Genomic DNA, 12,525 nt, shown 5'->3' with positions numbered 1-12,525 from the left:
ATAGAACTAAGCAAGGTTTTCACTGTTTTTTCATTTTCACTATGTATAGTAAGGAATGTAAAGAAAAGATATTCGCAGCAGCACGTCGTACAAATTCGTAGAAGGCGAAAGAAAGGAGGAGATCAAATGGCTAAGCGGGATGCGTATTTTGATAACGTAAAATTTATCTTAATTGTATTAGTAGTATTTGGCCATTTGTTAACTCCCTTCATTAATGATGAACAGTGGCTACGGACGCTCTACATATTTATTTACACCTTTCATATGCCAGCGTTCATTTTAATAAGCGGCTATTTTGAAAAGGGATATCGAAAAAAAGGATATATGTGGAAGATGGCGAAGAAAGTATTACTTCCTTATATTATTTTTCAACTTATCTATGCGGTATACGACTATAAACTGTATGATGAATCCACATTCAAAGTTTCAGTGTTTCAGCCAGCTTGGTCGCTATGGTTTTTATTGAGTTTATTTTGTTGGAACGCCATGTTGTTCATTTTTACAAAAATCAAATATCCTTTAGCCGTTGCGGCAGTTTTAGGGATTATGATTGGCTTATACGAACCGCTGGAAACAACGTTAAGCCTTTCTAGAACCTTTGTGTTCTTTCCCTTCTTCTTAGCAGGATTTTATATGAAAAAAGAACATTTTAAAAAGTTGACGTCGGTTTCTTGCAAAAAAGTAGCTGGAGGCACTTTGCTGATTATTGCTCTATGGATCCAGTATATAGCACCGGACTTTGAGAAAGAGTGGTTATTTGGTTCAAAATCTTATGCCTCTTTAGGTGTAAATCAATTAGAGGGAATGACCATTCGTATGCTATTTTATAGCATCAGCTTAGCAATGACGATTTCCTTTCTAGCTTTGATCCCTACACAAACAATGTCCTTTACATCTCGAGGTGCTCAAACCTTTTATGTATATGTGCTACATGGGTTTCTGATTAAATATATACGCCTATCTTCTTTTGGAGACTGGATAGAAAGTGTACAAGGATACAGTATTCTTCTAATTGGAGCTTGTGGAGTGGCGTGGTTGTTGTCGAGTAAATACGTATCTACTATTGCAAGACCTTTAATTGAGCTTAAACCGTTACCAACGCGCAAAAGTTTAAGTTTAGGTAAGTAATGAGAAATGGAAAAGGAGTTTAACGATGTCTAAAAACAAAATAATTATGATTATTGCAGCCGTTGTGGTTATTGCTGCAGTAGCTATCGGTGCCGTAGCAATGAATAAATCAAAGGTGGTTGCTACCGTTGGTGATGAAAAAATCACAAAAGATCAGCTGTACGATGCTCTTCTTGCTCAAGGAGGATCAAGTGTCCTTGACTCACTGATTGAACAAAAAGTCATTTCAAAAGAAGCAGCTAAACAAAATATTAAAGTAACCGATAAAGAAATTAATGCTGAATTAGAAAAGCTTAAAAGTCAGTACGGGGGAGAAGATGCATTAAATCAAGCATTAGCATCTAGCGGTGTAAAATTGTCAGAGCTGAAAAAAGATTTAAAGACGAATATTGAGGCAAAAAAAATGGTCGAGTCGACTATTAATATTAAAGATAGTGAAATGAAATCGTACTTTGATCAAAATAAAGATTCACTAGCTACAGAAGCACAGGTGAAAGCTAGCCACATCTTAGTAGCAGACGAAAAGACAGCGAAAGAAGTAAAGGCAAAGCTTGATAAAGGAGAAGATTTTGCGAAGCTAGCAAAAGAATATTCAACAGATACAGCTTCTAAATCAGATGGCGGAAACCTTGGATACTTCAAAAAAGGTGATATGGTCGAAGCTTTTGCCAACAAAGCATTTTCAATGAAGGTAAATGAAGTAAGTGATCCTGTTAAAACAGAATACGGTTATCACATTATTAAAGTAACAGGCAAAAAAGAAGCGCAAAAAGCAACATATGAAAATAGCAAAGCAAAAATCAAGCAAACGCTGCTTGATCAAAAATACCAAACAGAGTATCCAACATGGTTACAAAAGCTAAAGAAAAAGTATGATATTACAAACAAACTTGATTCATAAATAATACCTTAACGAAATGAGGGGATGGATATGAAACAAACAGCGTCTTATAGTAAGTTAGAAAAAATCGTCGAGCAATTGAAGCACAGAGGTGTACGAGCTGAGATATGCCGGCGTGTTGTAAAGGTCACAGAAACTGTTAATGGATCAAATCCTTCATATTCAAATCAAATCGTTAGGCATTCATAAAGAGTACAAAAGACGCAAACTGCTGGACAGCGGTTTGTGCCCGTGCTGAGTATAGCTAAGGGAATTTAAAATGAAAAGAGATCAGTAGAGGCAGCTTGTTTCTGCTGATTCTTTTTGTATAATAAAGTAAACAAAAGGATGCAGCGACATGTATCGAAGGAAGGAGTTACGCGGAATGAATGTACTGCTAGCAGAAGATGATTTGCAGCTAGGTGAATTAGTTAGTTATATGCTAAAGAAAAAAGGAGGCTATAACGTCGAATGGGTGACGGAAGGGAATGATGCATATGATTATGCATCTGAAGCGCATTATGATGTGTTAATTCTTGACTGGATGATGCCCAATGGAGACGGAATCGATGTATGTAAACGTCTAAGAAAAGAAGGATACGCCGGAGCTATTCTTATGTTAACAGCAAAAGATGCGGTTCAAGATCGTATACAAGGTTTAGATGCGGGAGCGGATGATTACGTTATTAAGCCATTTGAAATTGACGAGCTGCTTGCAAGGCTTCGTGCTTTGTCTCGTCGTAATTATGCACCGATTTTAGAAGAAGAAGTAGAGATTGCCAGCATGATATTAAAAAGAGCAAGTCAAACCGTACAGTTTGACGAGGAGTTTATTCAATTAAGTCCTCGTGAATTTCAACTTCTAGATTTTTTAGTGAAAAACAAAGGACAAGTTCTTTCTCGAGATATTATTTTAGACCGGGTATGGGGATATGAATCAGATGTTTCAATTAAAACGATTGATGCGACGGTTAAACTTTTGCGAAAAAAACTAGAGAAATTTAACAAACAGGATCTTATTCAAAGCATTCGCGGAGTAGGCTACAAAATTGAAAGCTAAACTCCTTACAAGAGCTAAACAGAAAGTAAAACAAAAAGTAAAGCAAGATTTATTCAGCCAGACGCAAAATCGTTTAACATTCCGATATAGCGCATTACTAATGCTGTTTTTGCTATTATTCGTGTTTATTGTTTATGCATTGGTATATGTGGTTGTATCCAACAGTCAGCAACAAAACTTAAATAGCATGCTAAAGCAAGAGTCCCGAATTGTCCAAAGCATCTTAATTAAACAAGCGATAAACAGCTCGAATCAACAGTCAAAAGAAGAGTACAAAAACATTGTCGTAGCCGGTGAAGATCAATTTTTTTATTATGTAATCAGCCCTGAAGGGGACCTTATTATGGGAAACGAGGCGAGCGAGCGGCTTCGCTCTAACTTATTAGATTTAATTGATGGCTGGATCCCTATTGAAAATGAAGTGAGGAAAGAACGAATAAAAGCCCCGCGTCCTAGTTTCGAACACATTGAAGGAGTAAAAGGGCAAAACGGGGAAGGCAAAATAGATATTGATTTGATGATGGCGGGTGAACCTATTTTTTATAAAGGTCAATTTTTAGGGATGCTTTATATTGGAAAAGACGTTTCATTTCTTTATCAGCTGTTAAAGTGGCTCCTTATTATTATGCTGAGCCTTACCGTACTGTTTGTAGGAGTAGCCATTTATATCAGCCGCTTAATGTCAAAACGTGCTATGGTCCCAATTGAAACAGCTTTTCAAAAGCAAAAAGAGTTTGTGGCGGATGCATCCCATGAGTTAAGAACGCCGCTTAGCGTTATGCTTTCTTCTATCAATGCTTTAGAAATGCAGGAGGAAGTAACAGAAGATCCTTTTTCTAAAAAATTAATCAATAATATGAAAGCTGAAGTGAAGCGCATGACGAGTCTCGTCAGTGATTTGCTTACGCTTGCACGCTCGGACTCTAATAAAGTAGAAAAAGCAATGATGCCCTTTGATATTACAGACGCGGTGCAAAAGGTAATGGAATCCGTTGAAACCCTAGCAATTTCTAAACATATTGATTTGCAGCTGGATACGCCGGAAAAACTAGTGGTAACTGGAGATCAAGAGCGTCTAACTCAGCTGATTTACATTTTGTTAGATAATGCGATTAAATATACGACTCCTCATGGAAATGTAAACATTCAAGTAGTTCAGCATGGGAGTGAATGTATATTAAAAGTACGTGATACAGGGGTTGGAATTCATCCCGACGAAAAGGATCGAATCTTTGACCGCTTTTATCGTGCTGATAAATCGCGATCTCGTCAAATGGGAGGTCATGGGCTAGGCTTAGCAATCGCTAAATGGATCGTAGAAACACACAAAGGGAAAATTGACGTAGAAAGTGAACAAGAAAAAGGAAGTACATTTACAGTAAGGTTGCCAATGTCACAAAAAGTGAAAAAGAGTTAAAAGAGGCTGTGACAAAATTAGTTGAAGGAAGATCCGAACGAGTTTGATTCTTGATGGGGAATCAAACTCGTTCGGATTTTTTTATGGTTAGGGTGAACGTAGATTTTACGTATGTAGTTGCTTCTAGCTGTTGATTGGTAGGCAAGGCGAAGACTCCTGCGGGAAAAGCGAAATAGGAGGTGAGAGCCGGCAGAAACGAAAGGCTTGCACGGAAATCAACAGCAGTGTCACAAGCGATCTATACTTGTCCCTTTATCCAATTTGTTCGTCCATTCATTTATTTATGTCTCAATCTCTTTTTAGTTAGTGAAAGTAACCAAATAAAAAAGAAAAGTTTAGACAAAATAGCGAGTGTAAAAATCAGATAATTCAGTTATATTTACTAGCGTAATAACCAGTCTATGTGTCAGGTTTCTTTACAAGGATAAAGACTTTTTGAAGGAAACAATGCATGATAGAACAATAGCAGACTGCTCCGTTTAATAAGAAGACGGAGTAGTTAAATAAAGGGGAGTTTGATAACATGTACGATTTAATTATTAGGGATGGTTCGGTCGTATTAGAAGACGAAATAGTAAAAGCGGATATAGGGATTAAAAAAGGAAAGATTGCAGAAATAGCGCAAGGTGTTAGCACACCAGCAAAAAAATACGTAGATGCTAAAGGCAAATATGTTCTGCCTGGAATGATTGATATTCACGTGCATTTTGATGAACCGAGCCGAGACCATTGGGAAGGGTTTGACTACGGTTCAGCATCTATGGCTGCGGGAGGCTGCACTACATATTTTGATATGCCTTTAAACGGCGTTCCTCCTACCGTAACAGAAGCAGCTCTGTGGGAAAAGAAAAAGCTGGCTGATCAAAAGTCAGTAGTAGATTATGGTCTATGGGGAGGGTTGGTTCCTGGTAATAAAGAAGAATTAGCCAAAATGGCTCATTCGGGTGTAATAGGTTTTAAAGCATTTATGTCAGAAGCCGGTTCTGAATTTGATTTCTCAGATGACCTCACATTATACGAAGGAATGAAAGAGATTGCAAAACTAAATAAAGTGCTTGCCCTGCATGCTGAAAGAAATGACTTAATACAAAAGCTTGAACAGGCTAAACAGAAGCAAAAGCAAACTGCTATTAAAGATTATTTAGAAACGCGACCGGTTGTAGCAGAAGTAAACGCAGTAAAGCAAGCGCTTGAGTACGGTGAAGAAACGGGATGTCCGCTTCACTTTGTACACATTAGCAGCTATGAAGCAGTGCAGCTTATTACGGAAGCAAAGAAGAATGGAATGAACGTTACGCTGGAAACATGTCCGCATTATTTACTTTTTACAGAGGAAGACTTTGAAGAAATTGGCGTAACGGCTAAGTGTGCACCTCCTCTTCGCAGCAGGAGTCAAAAAGAAAAATTATGGGCTTGTATTCAATCAGAGGAAGTAGATATGATTTCTTCGGATCATTCTCCTTGTCCGATTGAGCTAAAAACAGCTCATCAGAATGATTTATTTAAAGTTTGGGGTGGAATATCAGGCGGTCAGTACTCTTTGCAAGCAATGATTAGTGAGGGAGCCATCACTAGAGGGATTTCTCTTCCTCACATTTCAAAGCTTGTATCAACGAATCCAGCTAAACGATTCGGTTTATACCCTAAAAAAGGAAGCATCTTGCTGGGATCCGATGCGGATTTGGTTATCGTTGATCTGGATCAAACTGAAAAAGTGACAAAAGAAGGAATGGTTTTCAAACATAAGCACAGTATATATGAAGGAACGGTATTTAATAGCGTTATTTTAACTACCATTAATAGAGGAACGATTGTATACAATAAAGAAGAAGGTGTGTTTCCTCTTCACAAAGGACAAATGGTAAACGGTGAATACGTAAAATTGTAGGTACAGTGAAAAAAGAGATAAAAAATAAACCTTTTATCTCTTTTTTTACATAAAAAAATGAGGATGACTTATATTAAAGGTAATACATAGGGGGAAAATGAGTATCTACTATAACAAAACAGATATTTTTAAAGAGGTTTTTATTATTCTGAAAAAGTATATTTTCGATTGAGGGAAGCATAATGAAAAAATAATAAAGTTTCTTTTTTAATATAGAGAAAAAATTCCCAAAAAGAAAAATATTATCTGGTTGTATGAAAAGTAGATAATCAGATGCTTTGTAATCAAGGGTTTTGTATAAAAAAAATTTCAAAAAGGTATTTCAAGAAAAGAAATCTTGATTTAAAGCTTTTTATAGGTACAATTTTATAATGGAAAACCGTATTTTATGCACTCATTGTAAAATTCTGATATTGACAGAATCATTTTATAAGAATAAAATTTTCTTGTTTCTATTTTTTTATATCATCATAATTTTTTGACAGTTTTGTCTATGGTGGTTTACGGTTGAAAGAGAGGTTAAGGAATATGTCGGTAGAGAGAGAAAAAGTGTATGAAACAGTTCCTCAAAAAGGATTCTTCGGACATCCTAAAGGGTTATTTACCTTGTTCTTTACAGAATTCTGGGAGCGTTTTTCATACTATGGAATGCGTGCGCTACTTGTATTGTACATGTACGATACAATTGCAAACGGTGGATTAGGAATGGAACAAGGAACCGCTTTAGCGATCTTTTCTATTTATGGTTCCCTTGTTTATATGTCTGGAATTATTGGCGGTTGGATTGCAGACCGCATTTTAGGTACGTCTAATACGGTGTTTTACGGTGGTATATTTATTATGCTCGGCCATCTAGTGCTTGCGTTGCCAGCAGGTGTAACCGCGCTGTTTATTTCAATGTTCTTAATTATTATCGGAACAGGTTTATTAAAACCAAACGTTTCAAGCGTTGTGGGCGATATGTATAGCCCTACTGATAACCGTCGAGATGCTGGATTTAGTATCTTCTATATGGGTGTAAATGCTGGAGCATTTATCGCGCCGCTAGTTGTTTCAACAGTAGGTGAAAAGTATAACTACCACTTAGGTTTTGGAATCGCGGCAGTAGGAATGCTTTTAGGTCTAATCGTATTTATGGCTACACGAGGCAAAAACCTAGGTCGTGCAGGCAGACAAGTTCCAAACCCTTTAAAACCAGAAGAACGTAAAAAAGTTTTTGGTACCATTGCACTTGCTGTAGTTGTACTGGCAATCTTTATTGTACTGACTTCTTTAGCGGGCATTTTAACTGTTGAAGGCGTTATTTTATTTGTAAGTATTTTAGCGATTGTTATTCCTATTATTTACTTTGTTGTTATGTATAAGAGCCCCAAGACAACAGCTGATGAGCGTTCACGCGTATTAGCGTACATTCCTCTTTTTATCTCTGGAGTAATGTTCTGGGCGATTCAAGAGCAGGGATCAACAATTTTAGCAACATATGCAAAAGATCATACGCAGCTAACGTATGGTGGTTTTAAAATTCCAGTTGGCTGGTTCCAATCGTTAAATCCGCTATTCATTATTATATTTGCGCCAGTTTTTGCAGCGGTTTGGGTAAAATTAGGAAACAGACAGCCTTCTACACCAAAGAAGTTTTCGTTAGGACTTTTATTTGCAGGGCTTTCTTTCCTTGTCATGGTTATCCCGGCTAGCATTCATGGAAATGAAACGTTAGCGAGCCCGCTATGGCTAGTGCTAAGCTTCTTCTTAGTTGTAGTTGGAGAGCTTTGTTTATCACCAGTAGGGCTATCAACTACAACAAAACTAGCACCTGCAGCGTTTTCTGCTCAGACGATGAGTTTATGGTTCCTAACAAGCGCAGCGGCGCAGGCAATCAATGCTCAGCTTGTTCAATACTATGAAAATATTTCGCAAGTTGTTTATTTTGCTGCATTGGGCGGAGTGTCGGTCATTTTAGGTGTAATTGTGCTAATGATTTCGCCAAAAATTCAGCGTTTAATGAAAGGTGTTCAATAAGAAAAACCGTCCTTAAGGACGGTTTTTTTATGATTTATTTGAAAAAATATTCATGAAGGAGGCGTAGGTCTGATCGTCCTCACCCTCATAGAACGCAAGATTTAAAAGTCTGTTAAGTTCGTTTGTTGATTTTTCAGTTTCTGCAATAATTTGATGCATATGAGCAATTTTAGACATAGATCCGTTGCCATGAGCATTTTTGATTTGATTTAATGTTAAATGAAGCGATAAGACCTCTCGGCGAAGAGCTTGTCTTAATTCAGAGGAAGCAGGGATAAAAAAGCGTTTATAAAAATAACTCGCTTCTTCAAACACCAATTCTCCATTTTCTAGCTCTTTAGCCGCAATTTCTTTAATCTCTTGATCGTCTAATCGACTGGCCGCTTCTTCGATAAGAAATCCAAAAATAATAGCCGTATCTGGTTTTAACATACAATAACCTCCATTATTATAAAAAAGAACTATGTAGTTAATATGTATAGATAGAAAGGAAGAAATATTCATAGTAATTCATTAATCAGCATAGACAAAAAAATAAAAAATATTCTTTATAGGTAAACTAAAATTATTTCAAAATAAATTTTTTATAATTAAACATTTTTTCCATATTAAAGGATTATTTTGACTTTTAAGAAGAGATGAATAGAATAAAGAGGGTTCTTAGTACCTATATAAAAAGAAAATTGATAAAAGATATTAAATTCAGAAATTTCTACCGCTTTATAACTAAAAAATTGCTCTACTAAAATAGTTGACAGCAGAAATAGATAGGCATAAAATATACTATTGTCAAATGAATTAGCAAGCTATTCATAAAAAGTTAACGGACATTTGAATAATATGAGTAATATTCATATAAGGTATTTACTTAAATCTAACCAACTTGTATGCTTGTCATACAAGTCTACAGAAAGGAAGATAGTCGTATGCGCAACGTATTTTTTGCAGATAATGAAACAATTGAAACGACTTTACGTGGGAAAGAAATTTTAGGAGCTCCAATGCTAAACAAAGGAGTAGCTTTTACAAAAGAAGAGCGTAAAACGTTAGGATTAGAAGGTTTACTTCCTCCAATGACTTTAACTTTAGATGAGCAGGCAAAACGTGCATATGAGCAATTTTTAGCTCAGGCAGATAATCTTGGTAAGAATGTGTATTTAAACGATTTACAGAACCGTAATGCTGTATTATTCTATCGTTTATTGCAAGATCACTTAAAAGAAATGCTTCCAGTTGTTTATACACCAACAGTTGGACAAGCAATCCAAGAATACAGCCACGAATATCGCCGTCCGGGTGGCGTATACTTGTCAATCGATAATGTAGAAGGCATTGAAGAAGCTCTTAAAAATATCGATGCAAATAGTAAAGACATTGATTTAATGGTTATTACAGATTCAGAAAGTATTTTAGGAATTGGTGACTGGGGCGTTGGCGGTATTAATATTGCTATCGGTAAATTAGCCGTATACACAGCTGCAGCAGGAATCGATCCAAGCAGAGTACTTCCAGTTGTTCTTGATGTAGGAACAAACAACGAAAAATTATTAAATGATCCTTTATATATCGGAAACCGTCATGAACGTATCCGCGGTGAGCGCTATGATCATTTCGTAGATCAATTCATTTCAAAATCTCTTGAAATATTCCCTAATGCACTGTTACACTGGGAAGATTTCGGTAATGTAAATGCTCGTAACATTATTAACAAGTACGGAAAAGAAATTCTAACGTTTAATGATGATATCCAAGGAACAGGTGCTGTAACGCTTGCCGCTATTTTCTCAGCAGTTCAAGTGTCTAAAATGCCACTTCGTGACCACCGCGTTTTAATCTTTGGACCGGGTACAGCAGGTATCGGTATTGCAGATCAAGTTCGTGACGCAATGGTATTAGACGGTATTACAGAAGAAGAAGCATACAAAAACTTCTGGGCAGTTGATTTCCGAGGCCTTTTAACAGATGACATGGACGACTTATTAGGTTTCCAAACGCCTTATGCACGAAAAGCAGAAGAAGTGAAGGACTGGAACCGTGAAGAAGACAAAATTTCTCTTCTAGAAGTTGTCAGACAAGTGAAGCCGACAATCTTAATTGGTACGTCTGGTGTAGCAGGCGCGTTCTCAGAAGAAATCGTAAAAGAAATGGCGAAGCATGTAGAACGCCCAGCTATTTTACCAATGTCAAATCCAACTCCGCTTGCGGAAGCTACTCCTGAAAACCTATTAAATTGGACAGAAGGAAAAGCGCTTGTAGCGACTGGAAGTCCGTTTGAACCAGTTAACTACGATGGTGTGGAATATGAAATTGGTCAATCTAATAATGCTTTTGTTTTCCCTGGTCTTGGTCTTGGATCAATCGTGGTAAAAGCAGAAGTTATTACAGACAGCATGTTTGCAGCATGTGCACACGCTGTAGCTCAAATGGTAGACAGCAGCAAGCCGGGTGCTTCATTACTACCACGCGTAGAAGAATTACGTGAAGTATCCTATAACGTTGCTTTAGCGGTTGCTAACGCAGCAATTAAAGATGGCGTTGCAAAAGAAGTTCCAACAGATGTTAAAGCGGCAGTAAAAGCAGCAATGTGGGAACCAACATACAAAGAAATTAAAGCTTTAGAAACAGTAAATGCTTAATTTTTAGATAGAAAAAGCACAGCTTCTGAAAAAAGAAGCTGTGCTTTTTTTAGTTACAAAAAGAATTCTTAAGTTACATAACGTATATAGTTTTTTGGAATTTGTGTATGATTCTCTATATTAGAACCACAGGGGGTTATGAGATGAATACAGCACGTAAATTGGAAACGTTTACTCAAGATTCACAGCCTGAAAATAAGGGTTTTTGGAACCGAATCAACAATATTAAAGTAGGAGTTATTCCTCTGCCGCTATACGTTTTACTTGCATTAATTGTATATGGCGCGGCCGTTTACAACGAGCTTCCTCCAGATATGATTGGCGGATTTGCGATTATTATGGTAATGGGAATGCTGCTTGGTGATTTAGGATTAAAAATTCCGATTTTAAAAGATATTGGCGGACCAGCTATTTTATCACTGCTTGTACCTTCCGTATTAGTTTTTTATAATGTTTTAAATCCCGCATCTATGGAAGCGGTAACAACTTTGATGAAAACATCAAACTTTTTATACCTTTATATTTCTTGTTTAGTAGCCGGAAGTATTCTTGGTATGAACCGTAAAGTTTTAATTCAAGGCTTTACACGTATGTTCGTACCGCTTGTATTAGGTACGTTAGCCGCTGTAGCTGCAGGCGTAGCTGTTGGGATGTTATTTGGTTACGGAGCAAAACATACATTTTTCTATATTGTTGTACCAATTATTGGAGGAGGGATTGGTGAAGGTATTTTACCACTTTCACTTGCTTATTCTCAAATTTTAGGTAGTTCAGCAGAATCTTTTGTGTCGCAAATGATTCCAGCTGCTGTTATCGGAAACATCGTTGCTATCGTATGTGCTGGCTTAATGAAGCGTCTAGGAGAGAAAAAGCCAGAATTAACAGGTAATGGAGTTCTTGTGAAGACAAAAGGCGGAGATGGCATCTCAGAAGATACAAATATCAAGAAACCAGTAGATTTTTCGTTAATGGGCGCAGGTCTTTTAATTGCATGTAGTTTCTTTATTTTCGGGGGCTTAGCACATAAGTTTTTAGGAATTCCAGGTCCAGTTTTAATGATCGTAGCGGCAACGCTAGTCAAATGTTTACAAGTAATGCCTGCTAAGATGGAGCAAGGTGCTTACCATATGTACAAATTCATTTCTACGAGCTTAACATGGCCGTTAATGGTGGGGCTAGGGATTTTGTATATTCCTCTTGAAGATGTAGTGAAAATTGTTACACCAGGTTATGTGGTCGTATGTGCAGCAGTTGTTATTGCTATGGTAGCAACGGGTTATTTTGTAGGTAAAATGATGAAAATGCATCCAGTGGATGCTGCAATTGTAACAGGTTGTCACAGTGGTTTAGGAGGTACGGGAGACGTAGCGATTTTATCAGCTTCCAACCGTATGTCACTTATGCCATTTGCTCAAGTAGCAACAAGACTTGGAGGCGCTTCCACTGTTATTTTAGCTACGCTTCTTATGAAACTTTTAGGAGTATAAAATCAAAACA

9 protein-coding genes are annotated in these 12,525 nt (G+C 37.0%); 8 read left to right on the top strand and 1 reads right to left on the bottom strand.

Annotated elements, in window-relative coordinates:
- Positions 1–126 precede the first annotated feature (126 nt).
- The 6 genes from AC0KUU_RS10130 (at position 127) to AC0KUU_RS10105 (ending at position 8,392) form a co-directional block, all read left to right on the top strand.
- Positions 127–1,128 (top strand): acyltransferase family protein, encoded by a 1,002-nt coding sequence (locus AC0KUU_RS10130; protein ID WP_473452134.1) that lies wholly within the window; start codon positions 127–129, stop codon positions 1,126–1,128.
- Between the two features lie 25 nt (positions 1,129–1,153).
- On the top strand, positions 1,154–2,029 hold the full coding sequence (locus AC0KUU_RS10125) for a peptidylprolyl isomerase (protein WP_043982079.1): 876 nt from the start codon (positions 1,154–1,156) through the stop codon (positions 2,027–2,029).
- Between the two features lie 364 nt (positions 2,030–2,393).
- Entirely contained in the window at positions 2,394–3,068 is a 675-nt protein-coding gene (locus tag AC0KUU_RS10120; protein ID WP_013056756.1) for a response regulator transcription factor, read from the top strand.
- Entirely contained in the window at positions 3,058–4,485 is a 1,428-nt protein-coding gene (locus AC0KUU_RS10115; RefSeq protein ID WP_028408756.1) for a sensor histidine kinase, read from the top strand. Before AC0KUU_RS10120 ends, AC0KUU_RS10115 begins: the two co-directional genes overlap by 11 nt.
- Before the next feature lie 523 nt (positions 4,486–5,008).
- The gene (locus AC0KUU_RS10110; protein ID WP_165575243.1) at positions 5,009–6,373 is read left to right on the top strand and encodes an allantoinase; all 1,365 of its coding nucleotides are present in this window, start codon (positions 5,009–5,011) and stop codon (positions 6,371–6,373) included.
- 528 nt (positions 6,374–6,901) lie between these two features.
- Positions 6,902–8,392: a peptide MFS transporter gene (locus tag AC0KUU_RS10105; protein WP_016763874.1), complete on the top strand. Its 1,491-nt coding sequence runs from the start codon at positions 6,902–6,904 to the stop codon at positions 8,390–8,392.
- 27 nt (positions 8,393–8,419) lie between these two features.
- Here the strand turns inward: AC0KUU_RS10105 and AC0KUU_RS10100 are convergent, their stop codons facing one another.
- Positions 8,420–8,824, bottom strand: coding sequence for a hypothetical protein (locus AC0KUU_RS10100; RefSeq protein ID WP_013056760.1), 405 nt, complete (start codon positions 8,822–8,824; stop codon positions 8,420–8,422).
- 494 nt (positions 8,825–9,318) lie between these two features.
- Here AC0KUU_RS10100 and AC0KUU_RS10095 point away from each other — a divergent pair, with 494 nt between their 5' ends.
- Together AC0KUU_RS10095 and AC0KUU_RS10090 are read left to right on the top strand one after the other, a co-directional pair.
- Positions 9,319–11,028: an NAD-dependent malic enzyme gene (locus AC0KUU_RS10095; RefSeq protein WP_043982083.1), complete on the top strand. Its 1,710-nt coding sequence runs from the start codon at positions 9,319–9,321 to the stop codon at positions 11,026–11,028.
- Positions 11,029–11,171: 143 nt separating this feature from the next.
- On the top strand, positions 11,172–12,515 hold the full coding sequence (locus AC0KUU_RS10090; RefSeq protein ID WP_013082898.1) for a 2-hydroxycarboxylate transporter family protein: 1,344 nt from the start codon (positions 11,172–11,174) through the stop codon (positions 12,513–12,515).
- Positions 12,516–12,525 lie beyond the last annotated feature (10 nt).

It is taken from the genome of Priestia sp. ST2 (genome assembly GCF_055810735.1).
Note: the sequence above shows the minus strand (reverse complement) of the source record. Positions and strands in the feature narration are given on the sequence as shown.